Genomic DNA, 21,200 nt, shown 5'->3' with positions numbered 1-21,200 from the left:
TACAAAGTTCGCAGAACACTCCTGCAAATACTTTGTAACACTCGGACCTGTAGGAGCCGGGCTTGCCCGCGAAAGCGCCGGCCCAGACGGCGCGGACCTGAAGTGAACACCGAAAAATCCCGACCGTACCCATCCTCCTTTAGTCGTAAACCCCAGCCCGGCCAGTGGACGCGGTAATGCCAAAATAGTAGCGTCGCCCTCAAAGCCCCCGCTACTGGCGTGCCAACGCGCCAATGCCCCAGGCCTTCATGTTCGTTAAGGAAGACGTAGTGAACTGCCTGTCGGGTACTGATCACCTTCAGCCCGCCCCCTGGCAGTCACTTTTCAAGGATGAGTGATGGCTGCCAAATCGCCCCACAACCACCAGCAGAAGCACCTGGCCGTGCTGATCGATGCCGACAACGCCCAGGCGGCGATTGTCGAAGGCCTGTTCGAGGAAATCGCCAAATACGGCATCGCCAGCGTGAAACGCATGTACGGCGACTGGACCTCACCGCAACTGGGCAGTTGGAAAAAGCTGATGCTGGATCACTCCATCCAGCCTATCCAGCAATTCGCCTACACCAAGGGCAAGAACGCCACCGACAGTTCGCTGATCATCGATGCGATGGACCTGCTCTATACGCGTCGGTTTGATGGGTTCTGCCTGGTCTCCAGCGACAGCGACTTCACCCGGCTGGCCGCGCGCTTGCGTGAGGAAGGGATGACGGTCTATGGCTTCGGTGAAGAGAAAACGCCCAAGCCGTTTGTGTCCGCTTGCGACAAGTTTATCTATACCGAGATTTTGCGGGCTGAGGTGGCGGTTGAGCAGGGCGGGCAGGGGGAGAAAATACCTGCGGCGGCTCACCCTGTTGCTGAGGTAGAGAAGCCATCGCCTCCCCCAACCTCGGCCAAACAGCCGAAGGTGCCGGTGGAGTTCATCGCGAAGATCCTGGATGACATTGCCGATGAGGACGGATGGGTGCCTCTCGGAGCGTTGGGTAACAACATCAGCCAGCTACGTTCCGATTTCGACTCTCGGCTGTATGGGCACACCAAACTCAGTGGTTTGATTCGCAGCCAAAGCAAATCGTTTGAACTGGAAAGTCGAGGGGGGCATCAGGTAGTACTGTTTTGTACGTTCGTAATAAGAAAGTTGGTAATGATTGTCCATCTCACTAAATTATAGGTGGCGGCACTATTGTGAGCTGCTCTCTTATATTTTAATTTTTATCTTATGTACAGTTCAATTGGTGGTGCGTGCGAGGTTTATAATGAATTCGTTACAAGAAAATATTGGTGGAGAACTTCATTATGTTTCAAGTTTTGAAGAGGAGATTGAAAGGTTAGGTGGCGGGGTCTTAACAGATAGCGCATTTTCAGATGCTCGTGATGCCCTATGTTCTGCGATTTGCAATATTTGCCACCTGAATGGTCATTACTCAGGCGAAAATATTGAGCGTGTATTAGGTAAGATTGAAACGGCGTCGGAGGGGCACCGCACTGCGGTTTTATTGCTGATTAGAGCTTTGTCAGTGGAGGGGTTGCTTCAGTTGGAGGAGCCTCATAGCCAAATTCCAAGAAAGATAATAAATCTTGTAGAGACACATACTCCTGAGATAAAAAAACAATGCAGGCTTGAAAGGCAGCAAACATTCGAAAAAATACATCTGATAAAAGCATTTCATGGTCGTGCCTGTGATAACTTAAAGATTCTCTCGGGGTTGCCTAATGAATTAGGAGGAATTGGGAATCAGCGAGATTTGATTCTAAAGGCATTAAGGCAGGGACAATTTCAGAGCTATCTCCAGCCATTCAACTATTCAATTATTAAGCCAAGGTTGGAAACTATCTGTGAAAAAATATATTTATTGAATTCTTGTGTTGGTGCAGGTTATAAGGAAATATTTGATGATTTGTGCCTCTTAGTGTCGAATACTCAGGATGCTTTGAGGGTCTATACTTCTTTTTTATCGAGGGATTTTGTAAAGCCATTTTTAGCGTCGGTTTCAATTGCCTTGGATAATATAAAGGATACATCATCTAGCCAGTTTAAGTCAGTTATTGAACCGCTAAGGAACCCACCTAAAGCGGCCGCTAAGCGCTACCCTTTACATCAGGAAGATAAAAGTTTAATTATTTCTATTCCTATGATTAATAAGGGGCCGAGTACTGCAATTGATGTAAGAGTTGAGGTTGATTGTGGGGCGGATAATCAGAGCCTGATTTTTGATAATGAGCAGCTGCACTTGGGGGACGTTCCTGTCGGGGAGTTTTCAATTTCCGTTAGAGCTTGCGTGGTCTCTTCTTCGAAGTTAATAAAGATGACCATTCAGATTAACTGGAGAGAAGTTTTTGATGAGTCTGATGGAACTATTTTTGATGTCCATGTTGAAGGCCAAGATCCAGATGTTGATTGGTCTTCATTAGAACGGCTTGAGCCATATAGCTTGGAGGTTGCGGAAGGGGAGATGTTTGTCGGTCGCACAGTAAAGGTTAGCGCTATTGGTAATAAGCTGCTAAAAAAACCAATGGCTTCAACTTACATAACGGGACAAAAAAGAATCGGAAAAACTTCCTTGGCAAGAGCGGTTTTGAATTATTTGGAGCAGCAGAGTTCTGATTTTAGAACGCTATATCTCGAGTATGGGGAGTATTGTTCGACGTCACCTGAGAAAACCCTTAAGTCATTGGGTGAAAATATTTACGCGTTTTTACATGATTCGTTGCCCGCCGCCGATAGCTTTGATCCGGATTTTACGGAGTCTATTTCAGCCCTTAATCAGTCTGCTCGTCTGCTTGAAAAAAAGCACCCGCAACTTCGTTTTATAATTGTTTTAGATGAGTTTGATGAGATACATCCTGAAATGTATCGAATAGGGCCGTTAGCTGAAACTTTCTTTGCTAATCTCAGAACTTTAGCAGCAAAAAATAATTTGGCGTTTATTCTGGTTGGAGGCGAGCGGATGCCATTTATTATTGGCGCTCAGGGTGATCAGCTTAATAAATTTTCACGTGAGCCGTTAGATTTTTTTTCAAGGGTGAGCGAGTGGAATGAATATGTTGAGTTGGTAACAAAGCCTGTGGAGGGGAAACTGAATTGGGATGATGCAGCCATAAATTTTTTGTTTACGCTTACTAATGGGCATCCCTATTATACAAAGTTGCTGTGTTCAAAAATTGTATCTGATGCGACAGTTGAGAGAGATACGGAAATTATAGTTTCAGATGTTGAGCATGGATTGAGTATTTTGCTGTCTGAGCTGGATACGAATTCTTTTGCTCATATGTGGAAGGATGGGATTAATGCGGAGAGAGAGCAGGCTGAAGTTACTGAGCTGAAACGCCTTAGAGCTTTGGTTTCTATAGGGAGGGCTTTAAGGTCAAAGAATCCAAGTATTTCAGGGGTAAAAGATAATATAGACAGGGTTAGACTTCAAGAGCATGAGGTTCAGCCTTTGATTGATGATTTTTTACGAAGGGACATACTTAGGGAAAGACACGGGGAGCTGTATTTTACAGTTCCAATTTTTCAGCGATGGCTGATGGATTTTGGAGTTTCTAAACTTATCACAAGTACCTACGCTGATGAGCTTGAAGCTGGGATTAAAGAAGCAGAGGATCAGGCCTTCGTCAAATCTGGAGAGATTCAGGAGCTTACCGATACGTGGCCTTTATATAAATCACAAAAAATCAGTAGCGAACATGTGAGGGCTTGGCTTGATCAGGTAGGTGATTTTCAAGATCAAAGATTGCTTTTTAAGATTTTGCAAAACATTCGATTTTTTTCTTCTGCGGAAATAGAAGAAAAGTTTAAAGATGCCCATGATCGCTTTGTTAGGCCAATAATAGGTGCGGCAACAATGACGAGGCGGACGGATAAACGAAGTGATGTTTGGATTTCATATGTTGATGGGGTGGGTAAGAGCGGAGCACAATGTGCTAGAGACTACGCAAAAATAAACTCTATCTCAACAACGCGGATAATTGAACCTGCAAATATTTTCAAGAGGCTTTCTGGAAAAGAAGTATCCCAATATGATGCGCCAAAGGCAGTTATAATAATAGACGACGTTGTTGGGACGGGGAAGACGTTGTCTGATGGGTTGTCAGATTTTACAAGTACTTGCGGCGAGTTTCTTGAGAGATTAAACGTTCCTGTTTTGGTTGTAATGTTGATATCTACTGAGGAGGGGGAGCGGAAAATTGAGAAGGATAATATTTTTTATAATATAAAATATCATGTTTGTGAGTATCTTTCGCACGATGCCTATGCTTTTCCTAATGAAGATAATGGGCTGTGGAGTAGTGATGAGGAGAAATTCAGGGCGAAGGCGCTTTGTTCAAAAATAGGATTGCGGCTTTATAAGTCTCCTTTGGGGTATAAGGATCAGGGGTTGTTGTTGGTGTTGCCATATACTTGTCCAAATAACTCGCTACCAATTCTTTTTAAATCTAGCGTTGATAGCCCTCCTTGGAATGCTTTGTTTCTTAGACCCGTTACTTAAGTGTTGGTGGTTTTTTGGAACTTTAGAATTTTGATTTTAATGTGCCGGCGGTACTTGTCTGGAGGGCGCGTAAGCGGGATTTCAAAGCGATAGCTTTTACCATCGGCTTTGAAATATCTCGCCTCAAACGCTTCCTTGAATGCTCTCGGCATCACGCTACCCTTGAATTGTCGCTGCCAATCCAGCGACCAGGCCTGGAAACCTGTGGAACAATAGGCGCATAGGCGCCACCATTCATCACGACTGCTGGTGCTTTTTTGTGCCAGTATCTCCGTGTTATGGCGGCTGTGCGCGGGAGGCCTTTGGGTCTGCCGGGTTTTCCTATTGGCCCGGTTTCCAGCCTGCGTACAGCTGCCACCCACTCGCCTGGAAACGAACGTGGTAGCTCTCTCACATTAGGAGCCAAGCGTATGAGTGTTTCTTGTCAGTCGAGTTTTCAGGTTGTAACCCCCAGCACCCAGGCATTCGCCGGAGGTGCCCAATGACCACGCAACCCCCCATCAAAACCCTCGGTGCCGTCACCTTTTCTTCCTGCGGTTCCCAAGGCCGTGAGCTGTTTCGCGTGAATGCCGATGTGCCGATCCATGGAGGCCATGGAGCACGCTTCCATCCTGTTGTATTGCGCCAAGGTACTGTCCCTGGATGCTGCTCTGGAAACCGACGGCGAGCGTTATGCCTGGGCCTCGCATTACCTGGGGGAAATGGGTAAGGCGGTAATTGATGATCTGACGCAGGGGATGTTGCGTGAGGCGTCGGTGTAGGCGGGTGATGTCCGTTTGAGATGCAGATTGGCGGTGAGTGTCGGCAGGCTCACCGCGTCATCGTTCTTCGCGAGCAAGCTCGGCTAGTACCGGTGTGTGCGGCAATGGCCGAAATCACCAGTCTTCCGCACGCTCCGTGCGTTGGTGGAGGGCGCGCAATATCTGGACTTCGCCATGAATCACGCGGTACGGGGCGATGAAGGGGAATCTGGATAGAACCAACTCTCTGACACCCGGCTGTTGGGAGGCTCTGCCTAATCCTGTAAAGGTTTCCAGTTGTTCCAATGCCTCAAAAATCTGAGCGACCACGCCATCGGCGAATGCTGCGCCCAAGCGTGATGCGTAGTACTCATGAATCGCCTCTAAATCACTGTCCGCTTTGTCCGTCAACGCGATGTTTGGCACGGTTCACCCACTTGGCCTTGATGGTTTTCAGATCGGTCAGGTGACCCGCGTCTGCGTCGGCGACGCCCTCGGCAATGGCATGGATGTGCCAGGATTCGGCTTCGATGTAACGGGCCAAGGCGCGCTTGAGGTGGTACTGGCGATCTCGATCAGTTGCCGCTGACAACTGATCGAGCTGTTCGACCAACACCTCGTCGACGCGAAATGACAGCACAGGGGAAGCCATGGTTGAGCCCTCGTCAGCTGATGTATACATCGTATACAGATGTTTTGAATGTATACCCTTGGAGGCGTGTATTTCAACCGCTGGCTGAACTGCCGGACGAACGATCTCTTTGTCCCCGATAGTGAATACGAACGGGACTCACAGTCTCAGCCGTAAGGTTTCAAAAAGCTGCCGACATTCCTTTTGCGCCGCAGACGCATGGCGCGAGTGGTCAACGTTGAATACGGCAGGAAAGCCCCTTGGCCGATCTTCAGCCAGCCAAGGAGCAATCCCAGCGGACAGCGCGAACCTAGGCCTCCCACCCCGCGCCACTGACCGCTTCCTGCGCCAGTGGATGCAGGTCCGCGCCTTGATGCGTGGTTTGCCAGGCCAGCAGTTCCTTGCGCATCCCCGGCGTCCAGAACATCTGCAGATGGTTGCGTACGCCCAGCACAGCCTGGTGCTGGTCCGGTTCGCTGGCGAAGTACTGGGCGATCTGGTTGGCCATCTTGATCAGGTTTTCAGTGCTCATCGGCGTACCTCCGCTTTTGCTCCGGCACCGCGCGCATGGCGGCGTTCGTCGAGCAGGCGTTGCTGTTCGTCACTGAAGGCCTGGAAGCGTTTCTGCCACTCGGAAGGGTGATACACGCGGCTGACTTCCACGGCGGTGACCTTGTACTCCGGACAGTTGGTGGCCCAGTCGGAGTTGTCGGTGGTGATGACGTTGGCCCCCGATTCCGGGAAGTGGAAGGTGGTGTACACCACGCCCGGCGCCACTCGTTCGGTGACCCGCGCACGCAGTACGGTCTGGCCCGCGCGGCTGCCGATGCCGACCCAGTCGCCTTCGTTGATGCCCCGGCTCTCGGCGTCGGTCGGGTGGATTTCCAGGCGGTCTTCGTCGTGCCAGGCGACGTTGTCGGTGCGTCGGGTCTGGGCACCGACGTTGTATTGGCTGAGGATGCGTCCAGTGGTCAACAGCAGCGGGTAGCGGTTGTTGACCTTTTCCTCGGTGGGCACGTAGCCGGTGAGCATGAAGCGCCCCTTGCCGCGCACGAATTGCTCGATGTGCATGGTCGGCGTGCCGTCCGGCGCCGCGGCGTTGCACGGCCATTGCAGGCTGCCATGGCTGTCCAGGGCGGCGTAGCTGACGTGGGTGAAGGTCGGCGTCAGGCTGGCGATTTCATCCATGATTTGCGACGGGTGCTGGTAGTTCATCGGATAGCCCAGGGCGTTGGCCAGGGCCACGGTGCCTTCCCAGTCGGCCTTGCCACCCAGCGGTTCCATGACCTTGCGTACCCGCGAGATGCGCCGCTCGGCGTTGGTGAAAGTGCCGTCCTTTTCCAGGAACGAGCTGCCCGGCAGGAACACGTGGGCGAACTTGGCGGTTTCGTTGAGGAAGATGTCCTGCACCACCACGCACTCCATGGCCGACAGCGCCGCAGTGACGTGCTGGGTATTCGGATCGCTCTGGGCGATGTCTTCGCCCTGGCAGTACAGGCCCTTGAAGCTGCCGGCCAGGGCGGACTCGAACATGTTGGGAATGCGCAGACCCGGATCGGGTTGCAGGGTGACGTTCCAGGCCTGTTCGAACTGCGCCCGTACCACTTCGTTGGAGATATGCCGGTAGCCGGGCAGTTCGTGAGGAAAGGAGCCCATGTCGCAGGAACCCTGGACGTTGTTCTGCCCCCGCAGCGGGTTGACGCCGACGCCTTCGCGGCCGATGTTGCCGGTGGCCATGGCCAGGTTGGCGATGCCCATGACCGCGGTGCTGCCCTGGCTGTGTTCGGTGATGCCCAGGCCGTAGTAGATCGCCGCGTTGCCGGCGCCGGCGTAGAGGCGGGCGGCGGCACGGATGTCGGCCGCGTCGACGCCGCAGATCAGGCCAAGGACTTCCGGCGAGTTTTCCGCGCGGCTGACGAACTCGCTCCAGCGGGCGAAGTCGCTGCCTTCGCAACGGGCGTCGATAAAGGCCTGGTCGAGGAGGTTTTCAGTGACGATGACGTGGGCCAGGGCGTTGAGCATGGCGACGTTGGTGCCCGGGCGCAGCGCCAGGTGCAGGTCGGCGCGGGCATGCACCGCGTCCACCAGGTCGATGCGCCGTGGGTCGATGACGATCAGCCGGGCACCCTCGCGCAGGCGACGCTTGAGCTGGGAAGCGAATACCGGGTGGGCGTCGCTGGGGTTGGCACCCATGACCAGGATCACATCGGCCTGCATTACCGAGTCGAAACTCTGGGTGCCGGCGGATTCGCCGAGGGTCTGTTTCAGGCCGTAGCCGGTGGGCGAGTGGCAGACCCGCGCGCAGGTGTCGACGTTGTTGTTGCCGAAGGCCGCGCGCACCAGTTTCTGTACCAGGTAGGTTTCTTCGTTGGTGCAGCGGCTGGAGGTGATGCCGCCGATGGAGTCGCGACCGTATTTCTGTTGCAGGCGGCGGAATTCGCCGGCGGCGTAGGTCACCGCTTCATCCCAGCTGACTTCCTGCCAGGGATCGCTGATGTGCTTGCGGATCATCGGCTTGGTGATGCGATCCGGGTGGGTGGCGTAGCCCCAGGCAAAGCGGCCCTTGACGCAGGAGTGGCCGTGGTTGGCCTGGCCGTTCTTGTCGGGAACCATGCGCACCAGTTGGTCGCCTTTCATTTCGGCGCGGAACGAGCAGCCCACGCCACAGTAGGCGCAGGTGGTGATCACGGCATGCTCGGGCTGACCCAGTTCGACCACGCTTTTTTCCATCAGGGTCGCGGTGGGGCAGGCTTGCACGCAGGCGCCACAGGACACGCATTCCGAGTCGAGGAAATCTTCGCCCCCGGCGGCCGAGACCCGCGATTCGAAACCGCGTCCGGTGATGGTCAGGGCAAAGGTGCCCTGGGTTTCTTCGCAGGCGCGTACGCAGCGGTTGCAGACGATGCACTTGCTCGGGTCGTAGTCGAAGTAGGGATTGGAGGTGTCTTTCTTGTCGGCGAGGTGGTTTTCACCTTCGTAGCCGTAGCGCACCTCCCGCAGGCCGACCTGGCCGGCGACGGTCTGCAACTCGCAGTTGCCGTTGGCCGAGCAGGTCAGGCAGTCCAGCGGGTGATCGGAGATGTACAGTTCCATGACGTTGCGCCGCAGGGTGGCGAGCTTCGGCGTCTGGGTGTGCACGGTCATGCCTTCGCTGACCGGCGTGGTGCAGGACGCCGGGTAGCCGCGCATGCCGTCGATCTCCACCAGGCACATGCGGCAGGAGCCGAAGGCTTCCAGGCTGTCGGTGGCGCACAGTTTCGGAATGCTGGTGCCCAGCAACGCGGCGGCGCGCATGACCGAGGTGCCTTCGGGCACGCTGATGCTGCGGCCATCGATGGTCAGGGTGACCTGCACCTGGCTGTCGCGGGCAGGGGTGCCCAGGTCGATATCGGTTTTCGGGTCGAAGAGAGTGATCATTGGTCGGCCTCCGAGGGCTGCAGACCGAAGTCGGCGGGGAAATGCTTGAGGGCGCTGGCCACCGGATAGGAGGTCATGCCGCCCAACGCACACAGCGAACCGTATTGCAGGGTGTCGCACAGGTCCTTGAGGATGATCGCCTGTTCATCGCGACCACCCTGGTCGGGTGCGGCCAGCAGGCGATCGATGACCTCCACGCCGCGGGTGGAGCCGATGCGGCACGGGGTGCATTTGCCACAGGATTCCTCGGCGCAGAACTGCAGGGCGAAGCGCGCCATGCGGGCCATGTCGAGGCTGTCGTCCGCCACCACCACGCCACCGTGGCCGAGCATGGCACCGATGGCGGCGAAGGCTTCGTACTCCAGCGGCGTGTCGAATTGCCCGGGTGGCACCCAGGCACCGAGAGGGCCACCGACCTGGGCTGCCTTCAGCGGCCGGCCACTGGCGGTGCCGCCGCCATAGTCTTCCACCAGCTCGCGCAGGGTCAGGCCAAAGGCCCTTTCGACCAGGCCGCCGTGACGGATGTTGCCCGCCAGCTGGAAGGGCATGGTGCCCAGGGAGCGGCCCATGCCGTAGTCGCGATAGAACTGCGCGCCCTTGGCCAGGATCAGTGGCACCGAGGCCAGGGTCAGCACGTTGTGTACCAGGGTCGGCTGGCCGAACAGGCCTTGCAGGGCGGGGATCGGCGGCTTGGCGCGGACGATCCCGCGCTTGCCTTCGAGGGAGTCCAGCAGCGCGGTTTCCTCGCCACAGATATAGGCGCCGGCACCGACGCGGACTTCCAGGTCGAAGGCCTGGCCGCTGCCGCTGACATTGGCGCCGAGGTAGCCGGCGGCGCGGGCGATGTCCAGGGCTTCGCGCAAGGTCGCCACGGCCTGGGGATATTCCGAGCGTACATAGATGTAGCCGTAGCTGGCCCCGACGGTGAGGCCGGCAATGGCCATGCCCTCGATCAGCAGGAAGGGGTCGCCTTCCATCAGCATACGGTCGGCGAAGGTGCCGGAGTCGCCTTCGTCGGCGTTGCAGACGATGTACTTTTGCGCAGCCTGGGTACCACGCACCGTGCGCCATTTGATCCCGGCGGGGAAGGCCGCGCCGCCACGACCGCGCAGGCCGGAATCGAACACGGCGGTAGCGGTCTGCTCGTCGCCGAGGGCGATGGCCCGGGTCAGGCCCTCGAAGCCGCCGTGGGCACGGTAATCCTCCAGGGACAGCGGTCGGGTAATCCCGGCGCGGGCGAACAGCAGGCGTTGCTGGGTTTTCAGGTAGGGGAGTTGTTCCACCAGGCCGAGGGCCAGTGGATGGGTGGAGGGATCGCCTTGCAGGGCGTCGAGCAGCGACGGCACATCGGCGGCAGTCAACGGGCCGAAGCCGAGACGGCCTTGCGGGCTGTCGATTTCCAGCAGTGGTTCGAGCCAGTACAGGCCTCGGGAACTGGTGCGTTGCAGATCCAGCGGCAGATGGCGTTCCTTGGCCTGGGCGGCAAGGGCCGCGGCGACGTCATCGGCACCGACGGCGCGGGCCAGGGAGTCGGCGGGCAGGTAGAGGCTGGGCATCATGCATCCTCCCGACAGGCGTCGAGCAGGGCATCCAGGCGTTCGGCGCTGAGCCGTGCATGCACCTGGCCATCCAGTTCGAGGGCGGGGGAGCAGGCGCAGGCACCGAGGCAATAGACCGGGCGCAGGCTGATGCTGCCGTCGGCGCTGCTGCCGTGATCGTCTAGCTGCAGGCGCTCGCGCAGCTGCGCTGCCAATTGCTCGGCCCCGCGGCTCTGGCACGACTCGGCGCGGCACAAGCGCAGGATATGTCGGGCCGGGGGCGCGGTGCGGAAGTCGTGGTAGAAACTGATCACCCCGCGAACTTCGGCCTGGCTCAGGTTGAGGGCGTGGGCAATCTCGGGGATGGCGGCATCGGGGATGTAGCCGATGCCCGCCTGAATCTCATGAAGGATCGGCAACAGCGCGCCGGGGGAGCCTTTGTGGCGCTCCAGCAGGCTGTTGACCATCGGCAGGTGCAGCATCTCATCAGGCATACAGCATTCCTCACGGTCACGGACAAACCACAAGGTCGTCGGTTGTCCGAAAGTGTCGGCTGCGGCATTCACGCCACGTCACGGTATCGTGGCATTGTCGGCCGTTGGCCAGGCACCCTGAGCGGGCATCTTGTTGGGCCCGGTACGGTCTTTGCCGCACCTCTTCAGGGCATAAGGGGCAGCTTGCCACGCCGCCCTGGGTTCATCGGCACCAAAGCGACGTGCACGGTTCTTTCCGCGACTACCGTTGAGTATAGAAGGGTGTTGCCCGGGGCATGGGGCGGGCGGGGGAATCGGCAAAAAAACGAGGCGAAAAAAAACGACTTAGCATGGCTTCCGCCTGATTCATGAGAGGGGACGGTGAGCGCAGCTCATCACTGAATGTCTTTCAGGTAGTCCTTGAGCAAGACGAGCGGAGCATTCATTTCTTCGGTGGTCCGCGCCTGGCTGAAATCCGTTGCCAGTCTGTGCAGTTCGCGCCCCAGGGGCTTGTCCGTTCCACCCACGGCGTCCAGCGCCACCGTTATGCACGCATTCATCTTCCGCTGGATAGCGCCGACATCGCGGTTGCGCACCAGCAAGTCGAACACGTCCCGCTGATAGTCACTCATGACCGGATCGTCGCGCAAAATCGGGCTCTGGCCTTCGCTTTCATAAGCCAGCTTGAGGGCAAAAAGAGCGACTGTTTCCAGTGACGATTCCATGATGCAGGGTCCTCTGTCGTCGTGTGTGGCGGACGATGGCCGCTTTTCTGCAGACGAAAAAAAAGACCTTGAAATTCAAGGTCTTTTTTAATTTTGGTGCCCCGAGGGAGACTCGAACTCCCACTCCTTTCGAAAACGGATTTTGAATCCGCCGCGTCTACCAATTCCGCCATCAGGGCTCAATGGCGGCGAAGTATAGAGACGCGATTACCGTTGGTCAATCGCCTTTCATGGTCAATTTTGGCGAATTCCGCTAAACTTTCCGGCCCTGCTAGACGAACCCCATCATGCGCGTCGCTGACTTTACTTTCGAGCTCCCCGATTCCCTGATCGCTCGCCATCCGCTGGCCGAGCGTCGCAATAGCCGCCTGCTGACCCTGGATGGGCCCAGCGGCGCGCTGGCACACCGTCAATTCACTGATTTGCTTGAGCATTTACGCCCCGGCGACTTGATGGTGTTCAACAATACCCGGGTCATTCCAGCCCGTCTTTTCGGCCAGAAAGCTTCCGGCGGCAAGCTGGAAATCCTTGTGGAGCGGGTGCTCGACAGCCACCGCGTGCTGGCCCATGTGCGCTCCAGCAAGTCGCCCAAACCCGGCTCGAAGATCCTCATCGAAGGCGGTGGCGAGGCCGAGATGCTGGCCCGTCACGACACCCTGTTCGAACTGGGTTTCGCCGAGGAAGTGCTGCCCCTGCTGGAGCGCGTCGGTCATATGCCGTTGCCTCCTTATATAGACCGTCCCGACGAGGGCTCGGACCGCGAGCGTTATCAGACGGTCTATGCCGAACGCCTGGGCGCCGTGGCCGCGCCGACTGCCGGCCTGCATTTCGACCAGCCGCTGCTGGAGGCCATTGCCGCCAAGGGCGTCGAGACCGCGTTCGTGACCCTGCATGTCGGCGCCGGTACCTTCCAGCCGGTGCGCGTGGAGCGGATCGAAGACCACCATATGCACAACGAATGGCTGGAAGTCAGCCAGGACGTGGTGGATGCCGTCGCGGCCTGCCGCGCGCGCGGTGGCCGGGTGGTCGCGGTGGGCACCACCAGCGTGCGCTCGCTGGAAAGCGCCGCCCGTGATGGCGTGCTCAAGCCGTTCAGTGGCGATACCGACATCTTTATCTACCCGGGCCGGCCGTTCCATGTGGTCGACGCCCTGGTCACCAACTTCCACCTGCCCGAATCCACGCTGCTGATGCTGGTTTCGGCCTTCGCCGGTTACCCCGAAGCCATGGCCGCCTACAAGGCCGCCGTGGACAACGGCTACCGCTTCTTCAGTTACGGTGATGCGATGTTCATCACCCGCAACCCCGCGCCGACCGGACCCCAGGAATCGGCACCCGAGGATCAAGCATGAGTCGCACCAGTCGTATGTCGTTCGAGTTGCTCGCCACCGATGGCAAGGCCCGTCGCGGTCGCCTGACCTTCCCGCGCGGCACCGTCGAGACCCCGGCCTTCATGCCGGTGGGCACCTACGGCACGGTCAAGGGCATGCTGCCACGGGATATCGTCGCCACCGGTGCCGAGATCATCCTGGGCAACACCTTCCACCTGTGGCTGCGTCCGGGCACCGAAGTGATCAAGAAACACGGCGACCTGCATGACTTCATGCAGTGGAAAGGCCCGATCCTTACCGATTCCGGCGGTTTCCAGGTGTTCAGCCTGGGCGCCATGCGCAAGATCAAGGAGGAGGGCGTGACCTTCGCCTCGCCGGTGGACGGCGCCAAGGTGTTCATGGGGCCGGAAGAGTCGATGCAGGTCCAGCGCGACCTGGGCTCGGACATCGTGATGATTTTCGACGAGTGCACGCCGTACCCGGCGGATGAAGACGTCGCCCGGGTCTCCATGGAACTGTCGCTGCGCTGGGCCCAGCGTTCGAAGAACGCCCATGGCGACAACACCGCGGCGCTGTTCGGTATCGTCCAGGGCGGCATGCACCAGAACCTGCGCATGCGCTCCCTCGAAGGCCTCGACAAGATCGGTTTCGACGGCCTGGCCATCGGCGGCCTGTCGGTGGGCGAGCCCAAGCACGAGATGATCAAGGTGCTGGATTACCTGCCGGGCCAGATGCCCGCTGACAAACCTCGTTACCTTATGGGCGTTGGCAAGCCGGAAGATCTCGTGGAGGGTGTCCGCCGCGGGGTGGACATGTTCGATTGCGTGATGCCGACCCGTAATGCCCGCAACGGGCATCTGTTCGTCGATACCGGCGTGCTGAAGATCCGTAACGCGTTCCATCGCCATGATGATTCGCCGCTGGATCCGACCTGCGATTGCTACACCTGCCAGAACTTCTCCCGTGCTTATCTGCATCATCTGGACAAGTGCGGCGAAATGCTGGGGAGTATGTTGAATACCATCCACAATTTGCGCCATTACCAACTGCTTATGGCTGGTTTGCGCGAGGCTATTCAACAGGGTACATTGGCCGCCTTTGTCGATGCCTTCTACGCCAAGCGCGGGCTTCCCGTGCCGCCTTTGGACTGAGTTTTCAGACCTTAGAATCAATTTTGCAACTGGAGTGCTACATGAGCTTTTTCATCTCTTCCGCCCTGGCGGACACCGCTGCACCTGCCGCCGCAGGTCCGATGGGCGGTGGTTTCGAATGGATTTTCCTGGTCGGCTTCCTGGTCATCTTCTACCTGATGATCTGGCGTCCACAGGCCAAGCGTGCCAAGGAGCAGAAGAATCTGCTGGGCAACCTGGCCAAGGGTGACGAAGTGGTGACCACCGGTGGTATTGCCGGCAAGATCCTGAAAGTGACCGACGATTTCGTCGTGCTGGAAGTTTCCGACACCGTCGAAATGAAGTTCCAGAAGGGTGCCATCGCGGCCACTCTGCCTAAAGGCACGCTGAAAGCGATCTAAGTTTCAACATTCAACAATCGACGGGGCGCGCAAGGCGCCCCGCGTCATAAGCGGGCGGCGTGATGCTGAACAAATACCCTCTGTGGAAATACGTACTGATCCTGGCGGTGCTGGCGGTCGGTTTTATTTATTCCGCTCCCAATCTCTACCCTGACGATCCGGCGATCCAGGTCAGTGGCGCCAGCACGGCGCTGCAGGTCAACCAGGCCGATCTGGACCGGGTGAGCAAGGCGCTCACCGAAGCCGGCATCGCCGTCAAGGGCGCGACCCTGGCCGCCAACGGCAAGGACGGCCTGCTGCGCCTGACCAGGCAGGAAGACCAACTGCCGGCCAAGGACGTGGTGCGTAAAGCCCTCGGCGACGACTACGTAGTGGCCCTCAACCTGGCACAGACCACCCCGCAATGGCTGCGCAGCCTTGGCGCGCACCCGATGAAGCTGGGTCTGGACTTGTCCGGTGGTGTGCACTTCCTGCTGGAAGTGGACATGGACAAAGCCCTCGATGCCCGCCTGAAAGTCTACGAAGGCGACGTCAAGAGCCTGTTGCGCAAAGAGCGTGTGCGTTATCGCAGCCTGCCGCAGCTCAATGGCGCCATCCAGCTGGGCTTCTCTGACAATGATTCCCGCGAACAGGCCCGTGCCCTGATTCGCAAGAGCTTCAACGATTTCGACATTGTTCCGGCCGACCTGAATGGTCAGGCGGTGCTGCGTCTGGCGATGACCCCGGCCAAGCTGGCGGAAATCCGTGAGTACTCCATCAAGCAGAACTTGACCACGGTCCGTAACCGCGTCAACGAGCTGGGTGTGGCCGAGCCGCTGGTGCAGCGCCAGGGTGCCAATCGCATCGTGGTCGAGCTGCCGGGCGTGCAGGACACGGCTGAAGCCAAGCGTATCCTCGGCAAGACCGCCAACCTCGAGTTCCGCCTGGCCGCCGAGCCGGGTGCGTCGAAGGCGACTTCCGAAGAGTTCGAGTTCCGTGAAGGCAACCGTCCTCCCGCGTTGATCGAGCGCGGGCTGATCATCACCGGCGACCAGGTGACCGATGCCAAGGCCGGTTTCGGCGAGCACGGTACCCCGGAAGTGAACATCCGCCTGGATGGTCATGGTGGCGAGCTGATGAGCCGTGCCACGCGCTCCAACGTCGGTCGCCAGATGGCCGTGATCTTTATCGAGCAGCGTCCGGTCACCACCTACACCAAGCAAGTGGTCAACGGCGTCGAGAAAGACGTGCCGGTGCAGACCTTCAAGGAAGAGAAGAAGATCATCAGCCTGGCGACCATCCAGTCGCCGCTGGGCGCGCAGTTCCGCATCACCGGCCTGAACGGTCAGGGCGAATCCTCGGAACTGGCCCTGCTGCTGCGTGCCGGCGGTCTGGCCGCACCGATGTACTTCGCTGAAGAACGTACCATTGGCCCGAGCCTGGGTGCCGACAACATCACCAAGGGTATCGATGCGTCGCTGTGGGGAATGCTGTTCGTCTCGCTGTTCATCATCGCGATCTACCGCTTCTTCGGCATCATCGCCACCGTGGCACTGGCCTTCAACATGGTCGCGCTGCTGGCCCTGATGTCCTTGCTGGGGGCGACGCTGACCCTGCCGGGTATCGCCGGTATCGTTCTGACCATGGGCATGGCGGTCGACGCCAACGTACTGATCTTCTCGCGGATACGTGAAGAGATCGCGGCGGGCATGACGGTTCAGCGGGCGATCAACGAGGGCTTCAGCCGTGCCTACACGGCGATTGTCGACGCCAACCTGACCACCTTGCTGGTGGGCGGCATCCTGTTCGCCATGGGTACCGGTCCGGTCAAGGGCTTTGCGGTGACCATGTCCCTCGGGATCTTTACCTCGATGTTCACGGCCATCATGGTGACCCGCGCGATGGTCAACCTGATCTTCGGCGGTCGTGACTTCAAGAAGTTGTGGATTTAAGGGGCTGCCATGTTACGTACTATCAACTTCATGGGCGTTCGCAACGTTGCGTTCGGCGTCACCGTGCTCCTTACCGTTCTGGCGTTGTTCAGCTGGTTCCATAAGGGCCTGAACTACGGTCTGGATTTCACCGGCGGTACGCTGATCGAGCTGACCTACGAGCGTCCGGCCGATGTCACCAAGGTTCGTGAGCAACTGGTCACGGCCGGTTATCACGAAGCGATCGTGCAGAGCTTCGGCGCGACCACCGACCTGCTGGTGCGGATGCCGGGCGAAGACCCGCAACTGGGCCACCAGGTGGCGGACGCGCTGCAAAAGACCGGCGGCGACAACCCGGCGCAGGTCAAGCGCGTCGAGTTCGTCGGCCCGCAGGTGGGTGAAGAGCTGCGCGACCAAGGCGGCCTCGGCATGCTGATGGCGCTGGGCGGCGTACTGATCTACCTGGCCTTCCGCTTCCAGTGGAAGTTCGCGGTCGGTGCCATCGTCTCGCTGATCCATGACGTGGTCGTGACCGTGGGTATCCTGTCGTTCTTCCAGATCACCTTCGACCTGACGGTGCTGGCGGCGGTACTGGCGATCATCGGTTACTCACTCAACGACACCATCGTGGTATTCGACCGGGTTCGCGAGAACTTCCGGGTGCTGCGCAAGGCCAGCCTGATCGAGAACATCAACATCTCGACCACCCAGACCCTGCTGCGGACCATGGCGACGTCGATCTCCACCCTGCTGGCGATCGCGGCCTTGCTGTTCTTCGGCGGCGACAACCTGTTCGGTTTCTCCGTTGCGTTGTTCATCGGCGTGCTGGCGGGTACCTACTCGTCGATCTACATCGCCAACGTGGTACTGATCTGGCTGAACCTGAACAGCGAAGACCTGATTCCTCCGGCCAACACCCAGAAGGAAATCGACGACCGTCCTTGACGATCACTTTTCCTCCGGTTGTCACCCTGAAAGGCGCGAGTATTGAACTCGCGCCTTTTTTCATGCTCCAAGGCTAGGAGAGATGCGGATATTTCCCGCTGTGATGGTCAGGAGGTTCACGTGAACAAGTCGTTGCTGGTGGGTGCGGTATTGGGTGCTGTCGGTGTCACCGCCGGAGGTGCTGTTGCGACCTACAGCATGGTGAAGAGCGGCCCTGAGTATGCGCAGGTCTTGGCGGTCGAGCCGGTCAAGACACAGATCAAGACCCCGCGCCAAGTCTGTGAGGACGTGGCGGTGACCCGGCAGAAGCCGGTCCAGGATGAGCATCGCCTGGCGGGTACGGCGCTGGGTGCGGTGGGCGGTGGCCTGCTGGGCAGCCTGGTCGGTGGCGGCAAGGGCAAGACGCTGGCAACGGTGGTCGGTGCGGTCGGTGGTGGTTATGCCGGCAACAAGGTGCAGGAGGGCATGCAGGAGCGTGATACCTACACCACGACCCAGAAGCGCTGCAGCACGGTGAATGATGTCAGCGACAAGCTGGTGGGTTATGACGTGCGTTACCAGCTCGACGGCAAGGAAGGCAAGGTGCGCATGGATCGTGATCCGGGCAATCAGATCCCGGTCGACAAGGAAGGTCGCCTGATCCTCAGTCAGAATCAGCCCGGCCAATAAGCCTGATCGTTCCCACGCTCCGCGTTGATCGTTCCCACGCTCCGCGTGGGAATGCAGCCAGTGACGCTCCGCGTCACATCCCGGGCCAACCCCGCGAGTCGCAGACACAAAAAAAGCACCCCTCGGGGTGCTTTTTCATTGCCGGGCGCTTAGCGCTTCAGCGAAGCCGGCAGGTGCGGCTGGATTGCGGTCAGCACGGCCTTGAAGCACTTGGTGTTGCCGGCGACGATATGGCCTTTCTCAAGGAAATCGTGACCGCCGGTGAAGTCGCTCACCAGGCCGCCCGCTTCCTGGATCAGCAGGGCGCCCGCTGCCATGTCCCACTCGGACAGGCCCGATTCCCAGAAGGCGTCGAAACGACCAGCAGCGACGTAGGCCAGGTCGAGGCTCGCAGCACCGGCGCGGCGAATGCCGGCGGTCTGGCCGACCAGGGCGCGGAACATGCCCAGGTAGTTGTCGATGTTGTCCATCTGGTCGTCGCGGAACGGGAAGCCGGTGCCCAGCAGGGCGCCGTCGAGGCTGGTGCGACCGCTGACGCGCAGGCGACGGCCGTTCAACTGGGCACCGCGGCCACGGCTGGCGGTGAATTCTTCCTGGCGAACCGGGTCCAGAACCACGGCGTGCTCAAGGCGGCCGCGGTATTTGCAGGCAATGCTGACCGCGAAGTGCGGGATGCCGCGCAGGAAGTTGGTGGTGCCATCAAGTGGGTCGATGATCCACAGGTATTCTTCGCCTTCACCGCTGCCGGCATGGAAACCGGTTTCTTCGCCGCGGATGGCGTGGGTCGGATACGCTTTGCGCAGAGCGTCGATGATTTTCTGCTCGGCAGCACGATCAACCTCGGACACGTAGTCCTTGGCGTCTTTTTCGTCGACCTTGATGGTATCCAGGCGCTCGATGGAGCGGAAAATCAATTCACTGGCGCTGCGGGCGGCGCGCAGCGCGATATTCAGCATGGGCTGCATGGACGTTTCACCTAGAGTGTTAAAGAAAGCCGAACATTCTAACAGAAAAGTGTTATCGGTGAAGGATGACATTCAGTTTCGTGGCGCAAACCCGAGTGCTTCTGTAAGATTTGCTCCCCTTTGCCCTGTCCGAGAGCGCCTGCCCGTGCTGCAAAATATTCGAGTCGTTCTGGTCAATACCAGTCATCCGGGCAATATCGGCGGGGCTGCGCGAGCCATGAAGAACATGGGCTTGTTACGCCTGATACTGGTCGAGCCGCGCATTTTCCCCTCCCATGAGGCTGATGCCCGTGCCTCCGGCGCCACCGATATCCTTGAAAACGCCCAGGTCGTCGCCACCTTGGAGGATGCGTTGGTCGGCTGCAACCTGGTGTTCGGCACCAGTGCGCGGGATCGACGGATTCCCTGGCCGCTGCTGGATCCTCGCGAGTCCGGGGTGAAAGTGGTCGAGGAGGCGGCGCAGGATGCACAGATCGCCCTGGTATTCGGTCGGGAAGATTCCGGCCTGACCAACGACGAACTGCAGCGATGTCATTATCACGTGCATATCCCATCGGACCCTGAGTTCAGTTCGCTGAACCTCGGGGCGGCGGTGCAGGTGTTGAGTTATGAGGTGCGTATGGCCTGGTTGGCGGCTGAAGGCCGGCCACACAAGATCGAGAAGGATGAAGTGGCGTCGACCCGCAGTGGCGAGTTGGCGACCATGGATGAGTTGGAGCGATTCTATGAGCACCTGGAGCAGACGCTGGTGGCCATCGAGTTCCTCGATCCGGAAAAACCGCGGCACCTGATGGCGCGCCTGCGTCGCCTTTACGGACGTAGCTCGGTCAGCCGGGCGGAAATGAATATATTGCGTGGCATCCTCACGGAAACCCAGAAAGCGGCCCGTGGCGAGCTTCTTAAGCGGAAGGATTAATGATGTTCGAGCGTTTGCGTGAAGATATCCAGAGCGTATTCCATCGTGACCCGGCGGCGCGCAATGCCTTTGAAGTCCTGACCTGCTACCCCGGCATGCACGCCATCTGGCTGCATCGCCTGAGTCATTCGCTGTGGGGCATGGGCTGGAAGTGGCTGGCGCGCGTGGTGTCGAACTTCGGTCGCTGGCTGACCGGTATCGAGATTCATCCGGGGGCCAAAGTCGGGCGGCGTTTCTTTATCGACCATGGCATGGGCATCGTTATCGGTGAAACCGCCGAGATCGGCAATGACGTGACCCTCTACCAGGGCGTGACCCTGGGGGGAACCAGCTGGAACAAGGGCAAGCGCCATCCGACCCTGGAAGATGGCGTGGTGGTCGGTGCCGGTGCCAAGGTGCTGGGGCCATTCACCGTCGGCGCCGGGGCCAAGGTCGGTTCCAATGCGGTGGTGACCAAGGCGGTGCCGCCGGGGGCAACGGTGGTGGGGATTCCGGGGCGGATCATCATGAAGTCCGACGACCAGCAGGAGGCCAAGCGCAAGGCGATGGCCGAGAAGCTGGGGTTCGATGCCTATGGCGTCAGCGAAGACATGCCGGATCCTGTGGCGCGGGCCATCGGCCAGATGCTCGATCACCTGCAGGCGGTCGATGGGCGCCTGGAAGGTATGTGCGGTGCGCTGAAGGACCTGGGCAGCAGCTACTGCGCCAAGGATCTGCCGGAGCTGCACTGTGAAGGTTTTGTCGAAGTGAAGGATGAGGGTGAGGTCAAGGCGGGTTGAGCCTCGTCGGGCTTGCTGGCCTCATCGCCGGCAAGCCAGCTCCTGCAAGGGATTTGTGGGCGCACTTGGATATTGTGGGAGCCGGCTTGCCGGCGATGGCGTCCTCGGGAGCAGCAGGAAGCCATCGGTCTAGCCCGGTGCCA

General features: G+C 58.6%; 17 protein-coding genes, 1 tRNA gene and 2 pseudogenes. 11 read left to right on the top strand and 9 right to left on the bottom strand.

Annotation, left to right across the window (positions count from 1 at the left end; translation table 11 throughout):
* Positions 1-337 precede the first annotated feature (337 nt).
* From HX851_RS40210 to HX851_RS40200, 3 genes and pseudogenes are all read left to right on the top strand, one after another.
* Positions 338-1,161, top strand: a pseudogene (locus tag HX851_RS40210) (NYN domain-containing protein).
* A gap of 92 nt (positions 1,162-1,253) precedes the next feature.
* The gene (locus HX851_RS40205; RefSeq protein ID WP_177065191.1) at positions 1,254-4,487 is read left to right on the top strand and encodes a phosphoribosyltransferase-like protein; all 3,234 of its coding nucleotides are present in this window, start codon (positions 1,254-1,256) and stop codon (positions 4,485-4,487) included.
* Positions 4,488-4,968: 481 nt separating this feature from the next.
* A pseudogene (locus tag HX851_RS40200) lies at positions 4,969-5,248 on the top strand (DUF3077 domain-containing protein).
* 114 nt (positions 5,249-5,362) lie between these two features.
* Here HX851_RS40200 and HX851_RS40195 read toward each other — a convergent pair.
* The 8 genes from HX851_RS40195 to HX851_RS40160 form a co-directional block, all read right to left on the bottom strand.
* Positions 5,363-5,653: a type II toxin-antitoxin system RelE/ParE family toxin gene (locus tag HX851_RS40195; protein WP_177065193.1), complete on the bottom strand. Its 291-nt coding sequence runs from the start codon at positions 5,651-5,653 to the stop codon at positions 5,363-5,365.
* Positions 5,616-5,879, bottom strand: coding sequence for a CopG family ribbon-helix-helix protein (locus HX851_RS40190; RefSeq protein WP_177065195.1), 264 nt, complete (start codon positions 5,877-5,879; stop codon positions 5,616-5,618). The genes HX851_RS40195 and HX851_RS40190 overlap by 38 nt, the downstream gene beginning before the upstream one ends.
* Positions 5,880-6,168: 289 nt before the next feature.
* On the bottom strand, positions 6,169-6,390 hold the full coding sequence (locus HX851_RS40185) for a formate dehydrogenase subunit delta (protein ID WP_177065196.1): 222 nt from the start codon (positions 6,388-6,390) through the stop codon (positions 6,169-6,171).
* Positions 6,387-9,275: a formate dehydrogenase subunit alpha gene (fdhF, locus tag HX851_RS40180; RefSeq protein ID WP_177065198.1), complete on the bottom strand. Its 2,889-nt coding sequence runs from the start codon at positions 9,273-9,275 to the stop codon at positions 6,387-6,389. Before fdhF ends, HX851_RS40185 begins: the two co-directional genes overlap by 4 nt.
* Complete coding sequence (locus HX851_RS40175; RefSeq protein WP_177065200.1) at positions 9,272-10,834, bottom strand: formate dehydrogenase beta subunit; 1,563 nt, start codon at positions 10,832-10,834, stop codon at positions 9,272-9,274. Before HX851_RS40175 ends, fdhF begins: the two co-directional genes overlap by 4 nt.
* Positions 10,831-11,307 (bottom strand): formate dehydrogenase subunit gamma, encoded by a 477-nt coding sequence (locus HX851_RS40170; protein WP_017123685.1) that lies wholly within the window; start codon positions 11,305-11,307, stop codon positions 10,831-10,833. The genes HX851_RS40175 and HX851_RS40170 overlap by 4 nt, the downstream gene beginning before the upstream one ends.
* Positions 11,308-11,681: 374 nt before the next feature.
* Positions 11,682-12,011 (bottom strand): hypothetical protein, encoded by a 330-nt coding sequence (locus HX851_RS40165; protein ID WP_177065202.1) that lies wholly within the window; start codon positions 12,009-12,011, stop codon positions 11,682-11,684.
* A 94-nt stretch (positions 12,012-12,105) separates the two neighbouring features.
* Positions 12,106-12,190 (bottom strand) — tRNA-Leu (locus HX851_RS40160).
* A 108-nt stretch (positions 12,191-12,298) separates the two neighbouring features.
* On the opposite strand from HX851_RS40160, the gene queA reads away from it, so the two are divergent.
* From queA to HX851_RS40130, 6 genes are all read left to right on the top strand, one after another.
* On the top strand, positions 12,299-13,363 hold the full coding sequence (queA, locus tag HX851_RS40155; protein WP_177057864.1) for a tRNA preQ1(34) S-adenosylmethionine ribosyltransferase-isomerase QueA: 1,065 nt from the start codon (positions 12,299-12,301) through the stop codon (positions 13,361-13,363).
* A gap of 14 nt (positions 13,364-13,377) precedes the next feature.
* Entirely contained in the window at positions 13,378-14,493 is a 1,116-nt protein-coding gene (gene tgt / locus HX851_RS40150; protein ID WP_167331613.1) for a tRNA guanosine(34) transglycosylase Tgt, read from the top strand.
* 41 nt (positions 14,494-14,534) lie between these two features.
* The gene (gene yajC, locus HX851_RS40145) at positions 14,535-14,873 is read left to right on the top strand and encodes a preprotein translocase subunit YajC (RefSeq protein ID WP_017123690.1); all 339 of its coding nucleotides are present in this window, start codon (positions 14,535-14,537) and stop codon (positions 14,871-14,873) included.
* Between the two features lie 62 nt (positions 14,874-14,935).
* Entirely contained in the window at positions 14,936-16,804 is a 1,869-nt protein-coding gene (gene secD / locus HX851_RS40140) for a protein translocase subunit SecD (RefSeq protein ID WP_177057863.1), read from the top strand.
* A gap of 9 nt (positions 16,805-16,813) precedes the next feature.
* Complete coding sequence (gene secF / locus HX851_RS40135) at positions 16,814-17,728, top strand: protein translocase subunit SecF (protein ID WP_177057862.1); 915 nt, start codon at positions 16,814-16,816, stop codon at positions 17,726-17,728.
* A gap of 120 nt (positions 17,729-17,848) precedes the next feature.
* Positions 17,849-18,397 carry a glycine zipper 2TM domain-containing protein gene (locus HX851_RS40130; RefSeq protein ID WP_177057861.1) on the top strand — a complete coding sequence of 183 codons (549 nt, stop codon included), beginning with the start codon at positions 17,849-17,851 and terminating at the stop codon, positions 18,395-18,397.
* 149 nt (positions 18,398-18,546) lie between these two features.
* Here the strand turns inward: HX851_RS40130 and suhB are convergent, their stop codons facing one another.
* Positions 18,547-19,362 carry a type III secretion system regulator SuhB gene (gene suhB, locus HX851_RS40125; protein ID WP_017123694.1) on the bottom strand — a complete coding sequence of 272 codons (816 nt, stop codon included), beginning with the start codon at positions 19,360-19,362 and terminating at the stop codon, positions 18,547-18,549.
* Between the two features lie 145 nt (positions 19,363-19,507).
* On the opposite strand from suhB, the gene trmJ reads away from it, so the two are divergent.
* Complete coding sequence (gene trmJ, locus HX851_RS40120; RefSeq protein WP_177065204.1) at positions 19,508-20,278, top strand: tRNA (cytosine(32)/uridine(32)-2'-O)-methyltransferase TrmJ; 771 nt, start codon at positions 19,508-19,510, stop codon at positions 20,276-20,278.
* A gap of 2 nt (positions 20,279-20,280) precedes the next feature.
* Positions 20,281-21,057, top strand: a complete 777-nt coding sequence (cysE, locus tag HX851_RS40115) for a serine O-acetyltransferase (protein WP_177065206.1) — start codon at positions 20,281-20,283, stop codon at positions 21,055-21,057.
* The last annotated feature ends 143 nt before the right edge of the window (positions 21,058-21,200 follow it).

This window comes from Pseudomonas gingeri (assembly GCF_013385635.1).
GTDB lineage: Bacteria > Pseudomonadota > Gammaproteobacteria > Pseudomonadales > Pseudomonadaceae > Aquipseudomonas > Aquipseudomonas gingeri_A.
Note: the sequence above shows the minus strand (reverse complement) of the source record. Positions and strands in the feature narration are given on the sequence as shown.

Bases quoted from the DNA above. Each gene is read 5' to 3' on its own strand.
- HX851_RS40205 (WP_177065191.1), top strand. From the start codon at position 1,254: ATGAATTCGTTACAAGAAAATATTGGTGGAGAACTTCATTATGTTTCA.
- HX851_RS40190 (WP_177065195.1), bottom strand. From the start codon at position 5,879: ATGGCTTCCCCTGTGCTGTCATTTCGCGTCGACGAGGTGTTGGTCGAA.
- HX851_RS40185 (WP_177065196.1), bottom strand. From the start codon at position 6,390: ATGAGCACTGAAAACCTGATCAAGATGGCCAACCAGATCGCCCAGTAC.
- fdhF (WP_177065198.1), bottom strand. From the start codon at position 9,275: ATGATCACTCTCTTCGACCCGAAAACCGATATCGACCTGGGCACCCCT.
- HX851_RS40175 (WP_177065200.1), bottom strand. From the start codon at position 10,834: ATGATGCCCAGCCTCTACCTGCCCGCCGACTCCCTGGCCCGCGCCGTC.
- HX851_RS40170 (WP_017123685.1), bottom strand. From the start codon at position 11,307: ATGCCTGATGAGATGCTGCACCTGCCGATGGTCAACAGCCTGCTGGAG.
- HX851_RS40165 (WP_177065202.1), bottom strand. From the start codon at position 12,011: ATGGAATCGTCACTGGAAACAGTCGCTCTTTTTGCCCTCAAGCTGGCT.
- queA (WP_177057864.1), top strand. From the start codon at position 12,299: ATGCGCGTCGCTGACTTTACTTTCGAGCTCCCCGATTCCCTGATCGCT.
- tgt (WP_167331613.1), top strand. From the start codon at position 13,378: ATGTCGTTCGAGTTGCTCGCCACCGATGGCAAGGCCCGTCGCGGTCGC.
- yajC (WP_017123690.1), top strand. From the start codon at position 14,535: ATGAGCTTTTTCATCTCTTCCGCCCTGGCGGACACCGCTGCACCTGCC.
- secD (WP_177057863.1), top strand. From the start codon at position 14,936: ATGCTGAACAAATACCCTCTGTGGAAATACGTACTGATCCTGGCGGTG.
- secF (WP_177057862.1), top strand. From the start codon at position 16,814: ATGTTACGTACTATCAACTTCATGGGCGTTCGCAACGTTGCGTTCGGC.
- suhB (WP_017123694.1), bottom strand. From the start codon at position 19,362: ATGCAGCCCATGCTGAATATCGCGCTGCGCGCCGCCCGCAGCGCCAGT.
- cysE (WP_177065206.1), top strand. From the start codon at position 20,281: ATGTTCGAGCGTTTGCGTGAAGATATCCAGAGCGTATTCCATCGTGAC.